We start from the raw sequence: 14,495 nt of genomic DNA, 5'->3' as shown, positions 1-14,495 counted from the left end.
CTTCACGGACAAAAAGAAGGCCCGCTCCACGCAGGCCTTCGTCGAAACATTCAGACCGCCGGCACCAGCCGGGCAATCGACAACCGTGCGAGCGCCGCGAACGTCGCCGCATCACCAAACCCACGCGCGGCCAGCATCGCGCCGTGCACCGAGGCCATGAACGCCTTGGCCTCATCCGCAGGCGTGCCCTGCAGCCTCAGCCGCCCCTGCGCCGCACCCTTTTCCAGCGTGATCGTCAGCCAGCCGCTCAGATCCTCGAAATGCCCGCGCACTTCATCGGCAATCTCGTCGGGGATCATCGGCGCTTCGGCCGCCAGCATCGCGCAGATGCAGAACGACGAGGTGCCACCGGCAATGCAGCTGGACCAGTAATCCACGTAGGCGTTGAGCGCCAACAAAGGATCGCCCAGCTGCCGGTCCAGCAGCGCCAGGCCTTCCCGTGCCTCTGCCCGGTACAGCTCCACCACCGTCCGCACCAGATCCGCCTTGCTGGGGAAATGGTGGTGGATGCTGGCCTTGCTGATGTTCACCCGCGCGGACACGTCGGCATAGCTGAAACCGTTGTAGCCACCGGCTTCCAGCGGGGCAGGGCCGGGCGCAACCTGACAGGGGCTTCCCTGGTAGCGCCGGGCCATGCCCGGCGAATGCCGCAATCAATGCGAAGACACATACAGCGCATCGGCCGGCGCCGGCGGCAGCGCAAAACTTCGCCGCATGCGCGCCACCTCGGACGCCGGCGGCAACCCGAACAAACGCTTGAACTCCCGATTGAACTGCGACGGGCTGGCGTACCCCACCGCCAACGATGCCGCCTCGGCCGTCATGCCCTGCCGCAGCATCAGCAGCCGCGCCTGATGCAGCCGCGTGGACTTCACATACTGCATCGGCGAGGTACCGGTAATGCTGCGGAAGTGATCATGGAACGTGGCCACGCTCATCTCCGCCTGCGCTGCCAGCGCATCCACATCCAACGCCGTCGAATAGGCCGCGTGGATATGCCGCAGCACCTTGCCGATGCGGCCGAAGCGCCCGCGCATCGCCAGCGCCTCGCGCAGCGCCCCACCCTGTGCGCCGCTCAGCACCCGGAAATACAGCTCGCGCACCAGTGAGGGCCCCAGCACGTCGGCCTCCAATGGATCGGCCAGCGCTTCCAGTAATCGCAGCACCGTGGCCTGCATCGCAGGCTGCATCGGGCTGGACGTCATGCTTCTTGCCGGCGCTTCGGTGCTGGCAGTGCGCTCGCCCAGTTCTATCAGCAGATCTGCGGCCAGCTGCAGATCCAGATGCAGGTAGATCGCCAGCAGCGGCGCCTCGGCCGTGGCCTCGGTCTCCATGGTGAAGGGCACCGGCACCGACACTGCCAGGTAGTGCTGCGCGTCGTACTGGTAGACCTCCCCGCCCAGATAGCCGCGCTTCACCCCCTGGCAGACGATCACGATGCCGGGGTCGTACAGCACCGGCGTGCGCGCCAAGGGACGGTTGGAGCGCAGCAGCCGCACCCCGGGCACTGCCGTCAGCGTGTAGCCCTCGTCCACGGCCAACGCCTGCAACAGACCCACCATGCGTGCCTGTGCGGGATGTTGCAGCGGATCATCGGCCGACCGCATCGGGCGCCCCATAGGAATAGGCAAGAAAGCCCGAAGCTTAGGCCTGGGCGGCCGCGCACTCAATCACTAACGTGCAACTCCCCAGCCACGAGCCCTCGGCCATGACCGAATCCCGCCTCCTCGTCATCACCGGCGTCAGCAGCGGCTTCGGCCGTGCCCTGGCCCAGCAGGCCCTGTTGGCCGGCCATCGCGTGGTCGGCACCGTACGCAGCGAATCTGCCCGCCAGCAATTTGCGGCCCTCGCACCCGGTCGCGCCTTCGGCCGCCTGCTGGACGTCACCGACGCTGCGGCCATCGATGCACTGGTAGCCACCGTCGAAGCCGACATCGGCGCCATCGACGTGCTGGTCAACAACGCCGGCTACGGCCACGAAGGCATCCTCGAAGAATCCACGCTGGACGAACTGCGCCATCAGTTCGAAGTGAACGTGTTCGGTCCCGCCGCGCTGATCAAAGCCGTGCTGCCGCACATGCGCGCGCGCCGCCGCGGTCACATCCTCAACATCACCTCCATGGGCGGCTTCATCACCTTGCCGGGCATCGCCTGGTACTGCGGCAGCAAGTTTGCGCTGGAAGGCATCAGCGAGGTGCTGGGCAAGGAAGTGGCGTCATTCGGCATCCATGTGACCGCGATCGCGCCGGGCTCGTTCCGCACCGATTGGGCTGGCCGTTCGATGGTGCGGGCCTCGCGCAGCATCGGCGACTACGACGCGCTGTTCGATCCGATCCGCAACGCCCGCGAGGAAAAGAGCGGCCATCAGCTGGGCGACCCGATCAAGGCCGCGCAAGCCATGCTGCAGGTGATCGACACCCCCAACCCACCCACGCATCTGCTGTTGGGCGGCCACTGCAGCGCGAGACGCCGGGCATGGCCCGGCGCCCCCCGACGCCCCGCTCGCTCAGTCGTCCTGCACCAGCCCGAACTCGCGCAGCAGCCCACCAATCTGGGTCTTGTCCAGCTTGTTCATCAGCAGGTTGCGCAGGAACACCGGCCCCGGAATGTCCAGCTCCTTGCCATCGCGCAAGCGGCCGGTCGCGGCCAGCAGCGTGCGCACGTCGTAGGTCGAATTGAACACCTCCGGCACGCCGCGCTCGATGCCCAGCAGCGTGTACACCGCTTCCATCGGCGTGCGCACCGAATACTCGGTGGTGAAGATGCAGTCGCGCTGCTTCGATTCGGCGAACTGGCCGATGAAGGCAAAGTTCACCGCGCCCTCCGGCACCACGTCCGGGCGGTCACCGGCCTGGCGCGGCATGAAGAACGCGGTGATGTACGGCATCATCACCGGCACTGTCTTCGCCCCGGTCGCCGCCAGTTCGTCGATCTCCTCCATCGGCACACCCAGGTGGTACAGCCACTCGCAAGTGATCTCCTCGCCCGTGCAGTCCTGCATCGGCTTGTTCACGTAATCGCCGGGCGTATCCACGAACAGCGAATACACCCACACCACGATCTGGTCCTTCGGCTGGTTCTTGAAGTGCGGCTGGCGGTTCACCGTCCAGCTCATCAACCAGCGCGAATCGCGCACGCTCACGATGCCGCCGGTCACCACCTTGCCGCTGAACGGATCGCGCTTGGCAATCTTCTCGATGTACGCTGGAATGCGCGCGTCCAACGTGGTTACCGTCGCCGATTCCCACTTGGTTTCCGGTATATGCGCACCGAATACATCCGGGCGCCCGAACGCCGCATCCTTGGCCGCGATCCGTCGCCACAGGTCCCACGCCGGTGCAGGGCCTTCATTCAAGCGTGCGGCGGTGTGATGGTCGCCGTTGTCGGAATTCTCGGTCAGCGAGCCGATCGTCATGAACACCAGATCGTCCGCGCCCAGGTCCACGCCACCGGCCTGGCCGTCCCGCGTCCAGTGGATGCGCGTGGCCTGCTTGCGGCCCTCCTGCAGCGCGAAGTCCACATCGGTCACTTCAGTGCCGTACTGGAAACGCACGCCGCGCTCCTGCAGCCACTTCACCAGCGGCAGCACCAGCGATTCGTACTGGTTGTACTTGGTGAACTTCAGCGCCGAGAAATCCGGCAGCCCGCCGATATGGTGGATGAAGCGATGCAGGTACAGCTTCATCTCCAGCGCCGAGTGCCACTCCTCGAACGCGAACATCGTGCGCCAGTACAACCAGAAATTGCTGTCGAGGAAATCGCGGCCCAGTACCTCGTTGATGCGCTTGTTCTCCATCTCCTGCCGGGTGGCCAGGAACAGCGCGATGACGTCCTTCTGCGCCTGCTCGCTCAGGGTGAACAAGCCATCGGTATGCGCATCTTCGCCGCGATTGATCGTGGCACGCTGCAGCGAATAGTTCGGGTCGTCCTTGTTCAACCAGTAGAACTCGTCCAGCACACTGGCATCGTCGATTTCCAACGATGGAATCGAGCGGAACAGATCCCACAGGCACTCGAAATGGTCTTCCATCTCGCGGCCACCACGGATCACGAAACCCTTCTCCGGCACCTTCAGGCCATCCAGCGCGCCGCCGGCAATCTGCTGCTGTTCCAGGATGGTGATGCGCTCGCCGGGCATGCGCCCATCGCGCACCAGGAACGCCGCACCGGCCAGCGAAGCGAGGCCCGAGCCTACGAACCAGGCCGTCTTGTTGTCCACGCCCGCTGGCTTGCGCGGGCGCGCGAAGGCCTCGTAGTTGCCACTGCTGTAGTACATGCGCGTCTCCTTCCTGGATGGGGTAGCCCCCACTCTAGCTCTGAACCGATGTACCGCATCCTGCAGAGAGGCTGCGACGCAGTGACGCAGGTGCTTCCCGTCCCCGCGTTGCAAGCGGCCTCAACCGCCGTCAGCCGTCGCCTCGGTAGTGAACCAGCGCTGGAACCCGTCGATGGCGTCCGGCATCAGCGCGCTGGCGCGCTCACGCACAATGGATTCGGCGTGGCGAATGGCACTCACTGCATCCGGCTGCGCGCACAACGCCATCGCCAAATCCGACGCGTCCAGCATCGCCAGGTTCACGCCCACGCCCACCGGCGGCATCAGATGGGCAGCATCGCCGATCAGCGTCACGCCGTTGCGTGGTGTCCAACGGAAATCCGCCGGCAGGCTGTAGATCGGCCGCCGCACGAAGTCGGTGCACGCCTCCAGCAGCCGCCGCAGGTTCGGTGCCCAGCCGGTGTAGCTGCCTGTCACCAGCGCGCGCATGCCTTGCTGCGTGATCTGCGCATCGAGCCAATCAGAAGGGCGCTTCAGCGCCGCATACACGCAGAATCGATCGCCGCTGTTGCGCTGCACGAACAGCGCCTCCTCGCCGCCAAAGCAGAACAGGCTGCCCTGCCCCACCATGGCCGCGATATCCGCCGCAGGCTGCGCGATCCATCCTTCAAAGAAGGTAATGCCCGTCGGCAGCGGCTGGCACGCACTCAACGCAGCGCGGACTTTCGACCACGCACCATCGGCACCGATCACGATGTCCGCCTCGGCCTGCACACCATTGGCGAAGCGCAGGCTGTGGCGGCCCGCATCTGCAGGTTCCATCGCGCTCAGGCAGTGACCCCACTGCACCGCGTCGGCCGGCAACGCATCCAGCAGCAGCTGGCGCAGGTCGCCGCGGTCGATCTCCGGCTTGTCCATGCTGCCCTCCGGCCCGAACCCACCTGCGGTAATCGCCCCGGACCACGGATCACCCACCCGCGCCTCCTGGCCTTCATGGCGCGCCACCGCCCGGAACGCCTCCAGCAGACCGGCGCGCTGCAACGCCACCTGGCCGGAATCCTCGTGCAGGTCCAGCGTGCCGCCCTGGGTACGCTGCTGCCCCGATGATTCGCCCTCGTACACGCTCACGCGATGACCGCCGCGATGCAGGATGAGCGCGGCGGTCAGGCCGGCGGGGCCTCCACCGATGATGGCAATACGCGGAGGGTGCGGCATGAGGCGGCCTGTTGGTCGGTTGATATATCAACCGTAGAATTTTCGAGTTGACACGTCAACCAACCACGGGCAACGTGGGCGCATGACCCCACCCACCATCACCCCTGACGAGTGGGCCGCTTGGCGCGGCTTCCGGCGCATGGCCGAGATCACCTCCGGCCGCATCGTCCACGACATCACCCGCAGCACCGGGCTTTCCAGTGCCGACTTTGTCGTGCTGATGGAACTGAGCAAAGCCAAGGACCGCTGCCGCCGCCAGCGCGAACTGCTGGACTACCTGGAATGGGACAAGACCCGGCTCTCGCACCAACTCACCCGCATGGCTGGCCGTGGCCTGATCGAGCGCGACACCGACAGTGACAACGTGGTGGTGATCCGCATGACCGCAGAAGGCCGCACGCAGCTAGGCGCAGCGCGGCCGGTACACGTCGCCAGCGTGCGCCGGAATTTCCTCGATCATCTTTCAGCCGATGACCTGGCCGCGCTGCAGCAGATCACCGACAAACTGCATGCAGCACTACAGGACGCAGAGAACTGAGACGCCGCCAGGTCACAGACGGCGGCCCAACACCTGCCCCGGCCAGCCATCCACGTTGAAGGTCGACAACCTTTCGTAACCGCACGATTCGTAGAACCGCACCAGCTCGCCGCTGCCACCGCCATAGCAATCCACGCGCAGGTAATCCAATCCCGCCGCGCGTGCCTGCTCGTCGGCGAATGCCATCAATCGACGGCCGATACCACGCACCCGCGCATCGCGCGAAGCAATCAGCACGCGTACGTACAGCTCCGGCTCGGTCGCCGCAGGCACATAGGGCATGGCCTCGCCCAACGCCAGGAACGCACGCACCTCACCCTGCGCGGTTTCCGCCACCCACGCACCGGGCAGTGCGCAGGCATCGGTCACCTGGGTGATGCGCCGCGGAATGGACGACCACGCCTCGGTACCCCACTGCTGCGGATTGCCGATGGCCACGAACCACGCAATCACTTCATCGAACAGCTCCAGCACCGCAGGCGCATCGGCCACGCTGGCGCGACGAATCGTCAGCGCCTCTTTTCCAGCATCACTCACGCGTAGTACTCCTTTCATTCAACGAACCCGAACGGCTGCAATCACCCGGCTCCGCCCAGAATGCCGCCGCGCACCAGGCATCACCACGGCCAAAAGTCCATTGCGCGCCGCTAACCGGTAGTGCCGGCCGCTGGCCGGCAACTGCAATCATCCCACGCCTCCCTGGTTGCCGGCCAGCGGCCGGCACTACCGCGGTTGAAACTCCATGGCGCTGCACTGACCGGTCCGGCATGACCACGGCGAAAACCCATGGCGCCGCATTGACTGGTAGTGCCGGCCGCTGGCCGGCAGCTGCAATCACCCACATTCCCCCAGGCTGCCGGCCAGCGGCCGGCACTACCACAGCGAAAATCCATGGCGCTGCATCCACCGGCCAAGGCTCCACGGCGGCGGAGTTGACATGCAGGCATTTACCTGCCTATTGTGATCCCACGGACGGCACCCCGCCGCCCACCGTGGAGCCGCAGTCATGGTGGATATCGCACACAGAGTCGGCATCAACGCCCCATCGGCCCAGGTCTACCAGGCCCTGGCCACCCCCGAAGGTATCGCCGCCTGGTGGGCCGAGGACACCACCGGCGACCGCCACCCCGGCGGCACCGTCGCCGCCCGCTTTACCGCCAACGGCCAGGAAATCGGCGCCATGCAGATGAAGCTGCTGCAGCTGCAGCCGAACGAGCGGGTGCTGTGGGAATTCGTCGACGGCCCACCGGAATGGATCGGCACCACCGCGCGCTTCGCCCTGCACCAGGACGGCGACTACTGCATCGTGCTGTTCAGCCATGAAGGCTGGAAGGAACGCGTGGAATTCATGCACCACTGCAGCACCAAGTGGGCCATCTTCCTGATGAGCCTGAAATCCCTGCTGGAAACCGGCCGCGGCCAGCCCAGCCCGCACGACGTCAAGATCGACAACTGGAACTGAAGGCACCCCATGGATGCAGACAAGGTGTTCAAGGCACTGGCCGACCCCACGCGCCGCACGTTGTTGGACCTGCTGTGCGAGCGCAACGGACAGACGCTGGGGCAGCTCTGCGAGCACCTGCAGATGGCCCGGCAATCGGTTACCCAGCACCTGGGCCTACTGGAAGACGCCAACCTGATCAGCACCGTCAGGCGTGGCCGCGAAAAGCTGCACTTCATCAACTCGGTGCCGCTGCACGATGTCTATACACGCTGGGTAAGCAAGTTCGAGCAGCAGCGCCTGAGCCTGCTGCATGACCTCAAACAGGAACTGGAAGGACAATGACGATGAGCGCTGAATCCACCCGTTTCATCCACGTGATCTATATCGCCTCCACGCCGCAGAAGGTGTTCGAAGCCATCACCCGGCCGGAGATTGCCCGCACCTACTGGGGGCACGAAAACGTATCGGACTGGAAATCCGGCTCGCGCTGGCAGCACGTGCGTGCCAATGACGAGCGCAAGGTCGAACTGGTGGGCGAAGTGGTGGAAAACACCCCACCCTCGCGACTGGTGATCACCTGGGCCGCCGCCTCGCAGGCGGACAACCCGAAGGCCTACAGCCGGGTGACGTTCGAGATCGTGCCGTATGAGGACATGGTCAAGCTGACGGTGACCCATGACGAGCTGGAACCGGGCAGCGGCATGGATACCGGCATCCGCCAAGGCTGGCCGATCGTGCTGTCGAGCCTGAAATCGCTGCTGGAAACCGGCAAAGGCCTGGACGTCTTCGCCAAACCCCAGTAGTGCCAGCCCATGGCTGGCAATCCGCCCACGGCCCAAGCCAACCCGTGAAGGCGCCTTGATCCCGCTGAACGACGCATGCAACGCGTGCTGGCCGCTCACCCGCAAAGTACGCGTTACGTCACGTCAACACGGCATCATTGCGTTGCAGTTTCAATACCCTTCCACAGGTTCCTCTTGCAGCCCTCTTCCCCTTCGGCCGGTGAACCGGCCCCGTCGTCGCCGGCCTTCATTGAAGTTGTTGTTGTGCGGGCCGGTACCCACCTGTTTGCCATCGATGTCGAAGCCGCGATTGAAATCCGCGGCCCGGAAACCTTTGATCGCCACGGCAGTGGCGCGCGCCCGCACCTCACCGTGCGCGGCCACGCACTGCCGGTGGTCGACCTGCGCCAGGCCAGCGGCTTGAGCGGGTTTGCCCATGGCTGCCCGGCCATGCTGCTGGTGCAGGCCGGCACGGAGACCTTTGCCTTGGCCGTAGACGAGGTACGGGACATCGAAAGCGTGCCACGCCACAACGTGCGGCCCGCCGCGGATAGCCCGTTCGGGTTCTGCAGCAATCACGTCACGCTGGATGCGCTGGGCGAGATTCCCCTGATCGATCCCAGCCGGCTTCGATAACGCCGAACCACCGCACCGACCTCCCGGTAACACCGGACCCTCACCGATCTCCCGGTAACACCGGACCCACACCGATCTCCCGGTAGCACTGGACCCCGCACCGATCTCCCGGTAGCGCCGGGCCATGCCCGGCGGGCAGCCGGCCAGCTAGCGCGCCGTCCAGCCCCCATCCACCGGCAGCGCCGTACCCGTAATCTGAGCCGCAGCATCCGAGGCCAGGAACACCACCATCTCCCCCAGCTGCTCGGGCGTCACGAACTGCAACGAGGGCTGTTTCTCGGCCAGCAGCGCGCGAGCGGCGGACTCCTGGTCCGTTCCCTCGCGCTCCGCCAACGCGGTGATCTGCTGCTCGACCAGCGCCGTTCGCACCCACCCCGGGCAGATGGCGTTGGCGGTGATGCCAGTGCCCGCGTTCTCCAGCGCCGTCACCTTGGTGAAGCCCACCACGCCGTGCTTGGCCGCCACATAGGCCGACTTGTTCACCGACCCAACCAATCCATGCACCGACGCGATGTTGATGATGCGGCCGGATCCCTGCTGCTTCATGTAAGGCAAGGCCGCCGCCGTTGAGTGGAACACCGCCGAGAGATTCAGCGCGAGGATCGCATCCCACTTTTCGACAGGAAATTCCTCGATCGACGCGGTGTGCTGGATGCCCGCATTGTTCACCAGAATATCGATGCGCCCCATCTTCGCAACGGCGCGGGCGATCATGTCCCGCACCGCCTCACCACGGGAGAGGTCGGCACCATCATGCGCCACACGTACACCGAACTCGGCTTCCAGACCGGAGCGGATGCGTTCGATCTCCTGCGGATCGCCAAATCCATTCAACACGATGTCGGCGCCTTGCCGCGCCAGCGCGGTGGCAATGCCAAGACCGATACCGCTGGTGGAGCCGGTGACCACCGCAACCATTCCAGAGAACATGGGCGAGCTTCCATTGGGCGTAGGTGGCCAGTGTAGCTTCACCGGCGCGCCCCTTTAAGCGACGCTACCTTGGTCAATCAACGGTTAGAACGCGTTGGGTACCCGCCGAGGGAAGTGTCCAGCGTTCATTCAAAACGGACGGTACACCTCAGAGGGGGCGCAGCCGTGGCCTGCTGGCGATACTGTCCGACTCCCACAAGGGCAATGCATCCATGCTTTGCCCGGCGGATCGAACACGTCCGAAAATAGCTTCTGCGGCCGTTCTACTCCCCCCACCTCCAACCGGGCGGAGCGCCTTTCATCCAGCAGACAAGGACAAGGACCAACACTACGGCCCACGTGTAGAGCTGAAACGCGATGGGCTCGCGAAATGGAGAGAACAGAAACGGACCCGCCAGCAGCAGGCCGAATGCGATTGCGTACACAAGCCAGCCCTGCCACGCGCACGGCATCCCCCAACCCCATCCGTACTTTTTCCTGGCAAACCAGTACTTCCTGCTGATCATTGCAATCTTCCTCGATGGCCGCCGGTCTCACGTACCTGATCCAGGCATGCTTTGAACTGTTCATGAAGACGTCGGTCCAGAATCAAGTCAGTATCCCCTCTGGCTGTGACGAGAACAGAGCTACGGTCCGTGCGCAGCACGAAGACGTTGCGACCGTTCTGCATGCGGAACTTGCCAAGTTCAACGCCCCCTGTGCTCGTCCCAAGTTGCCGGTGAGGCAGCGTGATCCTTGAAGCATCGGAAGCGTCCTGCCACGAGACACTGGAAAGCGGGAGCTGCAGTCGGACAAACGCTGCTGACCCAATCAGCTGGCCATCTGTAACGGCGATGTACGCTGTCCGCGCTTGATATACGAGGCCAAAGGCGACAACGACAACAACGGCCAGCGCCGAGCCAAGCACAGTATTCCTGGCTGGCACCCCGCCAGAGCGGGGTGCCAGCCATACGGCGATCAGAACCACGGCTGCTGCCACGCATATGCCGAGAGGAAGCGCATAGGCATGAATCAGGGATACGTCCAGCGTGGATCGGCACATCATCATGAACTACTCCGCAGAGATTGACCGCATGCCGTAAACGTAAGTCGCCTCGACAATCGTCTCAAATGCATCTTCTTCATAGGTGACAAGGCCGACGTTTCGCATCGCGCACAGGAACGAGCGAACCTCGTTCTTTATTACGAGTTTTGCATGTTCGTCGTAAAGGCCAGGGGCTCCCAGGATGGAAGCTGCACGATGTGCAACGTCGCAACTGTCGCAGATGTCACCGTCCAGCCGACTCAGCTGGCCGTTGAACACATGATTGTATGACGGTAACTGGGTCTCGTTTCCGGCAACCACCACCTTGTTCACAACGGCAACCATGGTGAATGCAGCCACGGCTACGGTCACACCAACAATGGCGTCAACAGCCGCAACCACAATCACAGCCGCGCCAACAACCGCTTGACCAGGGGCTGTCCGCAGAAGCTCCGCCACACTGGCGAGGGCCGCGAGGTCTGCCGTTGTAGGAGGCTTGTCAGTAGCTTTGATGAAAGCGAGTACCGATTCGGCATCGGGAGACTCGTGCCCAGAAAGCTCCATCACGCCGCGGATCATGTCTATATTGCTCTGGAGTGCGTGCTGCATCTTCATGGTGAGCACGTCTTCCTTTGGACGCGCCAACGCACCAGATGCCTGGAGATAGCTCAACATTTGCGTATAGTCACGACGTTTGGCCGCGTCTTGTACATCCCTGTCCGACAGAGCAACCAGCAGAGCCAGAGATGGTGCGTTCAGTGTCTCTTTGCTGGTGTCGAACCCAAGCGTGGAAAGATATCGACCGGGATTGGTGTTGAAGAGCGAACGCTTCTTCTCGTCAGAAAACATATCGACAGCAGCGGCACTCAACTTTGACCAGTGATCCCAGCCGGCTGCAGGCATGCCGCTACGCGAGAGTGGAAGAAGCATGCGTGTTGCGTTGACATCCGTGCCGCCGGTAAGGCTCGCAGGTGTCCCGAACACCCGTTTGTCGCCCGCGGCAGCCGCCGCCCCGGAGATTGATGCAGCAGCACTGGCTGCGAGTGTGGACTGGATGAACTTACGCCGCTTCATTTGAACGCTCCTTGTTGCCGGGAAAGGGTGTCTACTGCCTTACCGAGTGCGTGGCGACTCATTACCTCTGGAATGAACTTCTGGTAATCCGATTCAAGTCTTGCGCGCACTTCACTGTTCTTGTGAAGCACCGCGCAGTCGTGGCACATGTGCACCGATCCATTCAGTAGTTCATCGGCTTTCTCTTCGCCCATCACGCGCCTGATGATCTCCGCAGGGCCGTCCACTCTGATCCAGAACTTGAGGAAATCGTCCGTTTGAGAGAGATAGGCGTTGCTGACGCCATCCTCGAGACGCCCAACTTTCATCTCTGGGATGTGCTCAAGTGTCAGTCCGCAACAGGCAGCGACTTCCTTGTAGGGCGTGACAACGATGTTGTCATGAATCTGGTGGCACGGGGCTATTCGCAGGTGCTGTGGAACCGTATTCTCGCGCTTGATCTGATCGCTTTTGAACTCCATCCAGCTGTTTGACTGCAGTTGCAAGCCCTTCTTCAGAAGCATCCGTATTGTCGAATCCTCGGCGAAGGTCGCCATTGTTCGACCGTCTTCCGTGTCTGCCTCCACCGTCACGAGGACGTGCAGCCCCGCAGTGAGGCCGGCCTCGGCAGCATTGACCACGGAAGAATGAGGTACCCACTCCTGATGATCTTTGCCGGAGCTGATATTGAGCTCTTTCAAACCCGCGGTTGAAAGCTTTTCAGCCCAACGCTTCGCGGTGGATCGGGTCTTCGCCCAGGAGCCATTCGATACCATCCGCGTGCCGAGCCCTAGCGATGTCGCTTCGGCTATCACACTGATCAAATCGTCTTTGAGAAGTGTCGCCTCGCCGCCAGTGAAGACGATGACAGACAGCGAGGGGAAGGAGCTTTTGGCATCATGAAGCGCTGTGATCATCTCATCGCGACTGAGCCTTCCTTTGACCGTCGGGCTCGACTCGAAACAGCACTGAACGCATGCCGCAGTGCAGCGATAGGTTGTGATAAACGTCAGCGTCCTGGGCGATAGCACCTGGGTAGCGCATAAATCCATTTTTGCTTCTCCATGTTACTGGCAAGGGCCAATCCGGGCCGCCTGTGGACACTACGGCGGGTCCAAACAGCAGAACCACCATAAGGAATATTTCGGAAGATTGAAACCCCGCAGATCTTCGATTGCATATTTGACGGGAGAACCCCTACGGGCGCTTCATGGCCCGACAGCCTCATTACTTCTGGGCTTTAAGCCAACGTGCGAGATCGCTGATCATTACCGGATCCACGTTTCCGGGCTGCATGTATTCCTGGGGGGAAGCCGGGCCATCACCAGCAATGCCGAGGTGGTTGAGTGCGGGATACTCTCTCAGTTGCACTTCCTGCTGCCCCTCCAGCGATTCGTTCCACATGCGCCAGTCAATCGCTGTTACCTGAAAATCGCGGCCACCATGCAATAGCAGCAATGGTTTCCGGAGTGACCTCGCGTCGCCGCGCGCGTCAACTGCTTCGATGCTCTTCCAGAAGGATTGGGGTGCACCCAGCGGGAGCTTGCTGGCCTCAACTTCCTGATCACCCAAAGCAGCCGCGATTTGTGTATCCAGCATGGCCAGCTGCTCTTCCGCTTTCGGCCCAAGCTGCCCGTCTACCGAAAGGAGGCGGCGGGTCTGCTCTGGAATAATCTGCAACAGGCTGCGCGCGGGTGCGGCCCATAGGACAACCCCTCTCACTTCAGGTGATCGCTGGGCGATGCGCGGCGCCAGCATCGCGCCTTGGCTATGGCCCAGCACAAATAGACGCTTGCCATCTATGCTTCGATCAGCGCCCAACGCCGTGAGCGCGGCAACCGCATCGTCGGTTGTTTCATCATCAATGCTGAAGTCGCAATCAAGATCTTGGGGGCGCGCACGGCTTCGCTTGTCGTATCGAAGTACGGCGATACCCTGCGCTGCGAGACCGCGCGCGACGTCCAGGAAGGGCCGATTGGGTCCAACGGTTTCGTCACGATCCTGCGGTCCTGAACCATGCACCAGCACAACGGCGGGAAATGGGCCTTCTCCTTTGGGAAGCGATAGCGTGCCTGGAAGCGCACCGCGTGCCTGTGGAACGACGAAATCGATCTCATGGTAGCTGGCATTGGCCGGGGCCGGCGCCGCTTGTTCGGGCGTGGCGGGCCGCAACATTAACCCGGCGACTTTCTCCTGTTTGTCGACCACAACTTGTGCAACAAATCGACCGTTGCTGAACTGCAATGGCACCAACACCAGCTGCATGCCTTCATGAGTGCTGATCGCTGCCAGGCCACGACTCTTCAAAGTCCCCAATGAGTTCCACAGGGTGCTGAGAGATTCCGCCGGTACCGCTTGGGCCATTTGTGGAGTGAACATTGCTTCGGCTTCAGCGATGCGCCCAGCCTCCAGGTGATCGAGCAAGCGGGCCGCCACTTGCTCAGGCTCTGCTGCGACCGCTGAATGAACAAGCATCGTTAGCGACAAGATCAACATCCCAATGCGCTTCTTCAATGTTATAGCTCCATCTTGACGCTGCCCAACAGAGGCAGTCAGCGTCGACGTGATAGCGCTCACCAACCCAGTTCTGGCGGATT

Annotated in this window: 15 protein-coding genes and 1 pseudogene; 6 read left to right on the top strand and 10 right to left on the bottom strand. The window is 62.9% G+C overall.

The window, feature by feature from the left end:
- Positions 1–50: 50 nt before the first annotated feature.
- Positions 51–635: a TetR/AcrR family transcriptional regulator gene (locus AB4Y98_RS19335; protein ID WP_442244960.1), complete on the bottom strand. Its 585-nt coding sequence runs from the start codon at positions 633–635 to the stop codon at positions 51–53.
- Between the two features lie 18 nt (positions 636–653).
- Positions 654–1,607 (bottom strand): AraC family transcriptional regulator, encoded by a 954-nt coding sequence (locus tag AB4Y98_RS19330; RefSeq protein ID WP_442244959.1) that lies wholly within the window; start codon positions 1,605–1,607, stop codon positions 654–656.
- 101 nt (positions 1,608–1,708) lie between these two features.
- Here AB4Y98_RS19330 and AB4Y98_RS19325 point away from each other — a divergent pair.
- Positions 1,709–2,395, top strand: a pseudogene (locus AB4Y98_RS19325) (oxidoreductase); the annotation flags it as partial.
- A 111-nt stretch (positions 2,396–2,506) separates the two neighbouring features.
- Here the strand turns inward: AB4Y98_RS19325 and AB4Y98_RS19320 are convergent.
- Together AB4Y98_RS19320 and AB4Y98_RS19315 are read right to left on the bottom strand one after the other, a co-directional pair.
- Positions 2,507–4,276 carry an oleate hydratase gene (locus AB4Y98_RS19320; protein ID WP_442244958.1) on the bottom strand — a complete coding sequence of 590 codons (1,770 nt, stop codon included), beginning with the start codon at positions 4,274–4,276 and terminating at the stop codon, positions 2,507–2,509.
- Positions 4,277–4,396: 120 nt separating this feature from the next.
- Complete coding sequence (locus AB4Y98_RS19315; protein ID WP_442244957.1) at positions 4,397–5,491, bottom strand: FAD-dependent oxidoreductase; 1,095 nt, start codon at positions 5,489–5,491, stop codon at positions 4,397–4,399.
- Positions 5,492–5,573: 82 nt separating this feature from the next.
- On the opposite strand from AB4Y98_RS19315, the gene AB4Y98_RS19310 reads away from it, so the two are divergent.
- Positions 5,574–6,029, top strand: coding sequence for a MarR family winged helix-turn-helix transcriptional regulator (locus AB4Y98_RS19310; RefSeq protein WP_108264839.1), 456 nt, complete (start codon positions 5,574–5,576; stop codon positions 6,027–6,029).
- A gap of 12 nt (positions 6,030–6,041) precedes the next feature.
- Here AB4Y98_RS19310 and AB4Y98_RS19305 read toward each other — a convergent pair whose 3' ends face one another.
- Positions 6,042–6,566, bottom strand: a complete 525-nt coding sequence (locus AB4Y98_RS19305; RefSeq protein WP_442244956.1) for a GNAT family N-acetyltransferase — start codon at positions 6,564–6,566, stop codon at positions 6,042–6,044.
- Positions 6,567–7,035: 469 nt separating this feature from the next.
- Here AB4Y98_RS19305 and AB4Y98_RS19300 point away from each other — a divergent pair, with 469 nt between their 5' ends.
- The 4 genes from AB4Y98_RS19300 to AB4Y98_RS19285 all read left to right on the top strand — a co-directional run bounded on the left by AB4Y98_RS19300 (position 7,036) and on the right by AB4Y98_RS19285 (position 8,891).
- A complete protein-coding gene (locus tag AB4Y98_RS19300) occupies positions 7,036–7,491 on the top strand; it encodes an SRPBCC family protein (protein WP_312108479.1) in 456 nt (151 codons plus the stop codon).
- Positions 7,492–7,500: 9 nt separating this feature from the next.
- Complete coding sequence (locus AB4Y98_RS19295; RefSeq protein ID WP_442244955.1) at positions 7,501–7,815, top strand: ArsR/SmtB family transcription factor; 315 nt, start codon at positions 7,501–7,503, stop codon at positions 7,813–7,815.
- Positions 7,816–7,817: 2 nt separating this feature from the next.
- A complete protein-coding gene (locus tag AB4Y98_RS19290; RefSeq protein ID WP_312108482.1) occupies positions 7,818–8,276 on the top strand; it encodes an SRPBCC family protein in 459 nt (152 codons plus the stop codon).
- A 75-nt stretch (positions 8,277–8,351) separates the two neighbouring features.
- Positions 8,352–8,891: a chemotaxis protein CheW gene (locus AB4Y98_RS19285; protein WP_442244954.1), complete on the top strand. Its 540-nt coding sequence runs from the start codon at positions 8,352–8,354 to the stop codon at positions 8,889–8,891.
- Positions 8,892–9,038: 147 nt separating this feature from the next.
- On the opposite strand, the gene AB4Y98_RS19280 is transcribed toward AB4Y98_RS19285, so the two are convergent.
- From AB4Y98_RS19280 to AB4Y98_RS19260, 5 genes are all read right to left on the bottom strand, one after another.
- Positions 9,039–9,821: a 3-hydroxybutyrate dehydrogenase gene (locus AB4Y98_RS19280; protein WP_442244953.1), complete on the bottom strand. Its 783-nt coding sequence runs from the start codon at positions 9,819–9,821 to the stop codon at positions 9,039–9,041.
- 502 nt (positions 9,822–10,323) lie between these two features.
- Positions 10,324–10,869: a hypothetical protein gene (locus tag AB4Y98_RS19275; protein ID WP_442244952.1), complete on the bottom strand. Its 546-nt coding sequence runs from the start codon at positions 10,867–10,869 to the stop codon at positions 10,324–10,326.
- 3 nt (positions 10,870–10,872) lie between these two features.
- Positions 10,873–11,919 (bottom strand): hypothetical protein, encoded by a 1,047-nt coding sequence (locus AB4Y98_RS19270; protein ID WP_442244951.1) that lies wholly within the window; start codon positions 11,917–11,919, stop codon positions 10,873–10,875.
- The gene (locus tag AB4Y98_RS19265; RefSeq protein WP_442244950.1) at positions 11,916–12,950 is read right to left on the bottom strand and encodes a radical SAM protein; all 1,035 of its coding nucleotides are present in this window, start codon (positions 12,948–12,950) and stop codon (positions 11,916–11,918) included. The genes AB4Y98_RS19270 and AB4Y98_RS19265 overlap by 4 nt, the downstream gene beginning before the upstream one ends.
- Positions 12,951–13,125: 175 nt before the next feature.
- The gene (locus AB4Y98_RS19260; protein WP_442244949.1) at positions 13,126–14,412 is read right to left on the bottom strand and encodes an alpha/beta hydrolase; all 1,287 of its coding nucleotides are present in this window, start codon (positions 14,410–14,412) and stop codon (positions 13,126–13,128) included.
- Positions 14,413–14,495 lie beyond the last annotated feature (83 nt).

The sequence above is a fragment of the Stenotrophomonas sp. 2YAF26 genome, from assembly GCF_052114625.1.
GTDB lineage: Bacteria > Pseudomonadota > Gammaproteobacteria > Xanthomonadales > Xanthomonadaceae > Stenotrophomonas > Stenotrophomonas indicatrix.
Note: the sequence above shows the minus strand (reverse complement) of the source record. Positions and strands in the feature narration are given on the sequence as shown.

What these genes read in the sequence shown, in the direction of transcription:
- AB4Y98_RS19330 (WP_442244959.1), bottom strand. Translation starts at nt 1,607, where the DNA reads ATGCGGTCGGCCGATGATCCGCTGCAACATCCCGCACAGGCACGCATG.
- AB4Y98_RS19285 (WP_442244954.1), top strand. Translation starts at nt 8,352, where the DNA reads ATGCAACGCGTGCTGGCCGCTCACCCGCAAAGTACGCGTTACGTCACG.
- AB4Y98_RS19265 (WP_442244950.1), bottom strand. Translation starts at nt 12,950, where the DNA reads ATGGATTTATGCGCTACCCAGGTGCTATCGCCCAGGACGCTGACGTTT.
- AB4Y98_RS19335 (WP_442244960.1), bottom strand. Translation starts at nt 635, where the DNA reads ATGGCCCGGCGCTACCAGGGAAGCCCCTGTCAGGTTGCGCCCGGCCCT.
- AB4Y98_RS19280 (WP_442244953.1), bottom strand. Translation starts at nt 9,821, where the DNA reads ATGTTCTCTGGAATGGTTGCGGTGGTCACCGGCTCCACCAGCGGTATC.
- AB4Y98_RS19310 (WP_108264839.1), top strand. Translation starts at nt 5,574, where the DNA reads ATGACCCCACCCACCATCACCCCTGACGAGTGGGCCGCTTGGCGCGGC.
- AB4Y98_RS19295 (WP_442244955.1), top strand. Translation starts at nt 7,501, where the DNA reads ATGGATGCAGACAAGGTGTTCAAGGCACTGGCCGACCCCACGCGCCGC.
- AB4Y98_RS19320 (WP_442244958.1), bottom strand. Translation starts at nt 4,276, where the DNA reads ATGTACTACAGCAGTGGCAACTACGAGGCCTTCGCGCGCCCGCGCAAG.
- AB4Y98_RS19300 (WP_312108479.1), top strand. Translation starts at nt 7,036, where the DNA reads ATGGTGGATATCGCACACAGAGTCGGCATCAACGCCCCATCGGCCCAG.
- AB4Y98_RS19270 (WP_442244951.1), bottom strand. Translation starts at nt 11,919, where the DNA reads ATGAAGCGGCGTAAGTTCATCCAGTCCACACTCGCAGCCAGTGCTGCT.
- AB4Y98_RS19275 (WP_442244952.1), bottom strand. Translation starts at nt 10,869, where the DNA reads ATGATGATGTGCCGATCCACGCTGGACGTATCCCTGATTCATGCCTAT.
- AB4Y98_RS19315 (WP_442244957.1), bottom strand. Translation starts at nt 5,491, where the DNA reads ATGCCGCACCCTCCGCGTATTGCCATCATCGGTGGAGGCCCCGCCGGC.
- AB4Y98_RS19290 (WP_312108482.1), top strand. Translation starts at nt 7,818, where the DNA reads ATGAGCGCTGAATCCACCCGTTTCATCCACGTGATCTATATCGCCTCC.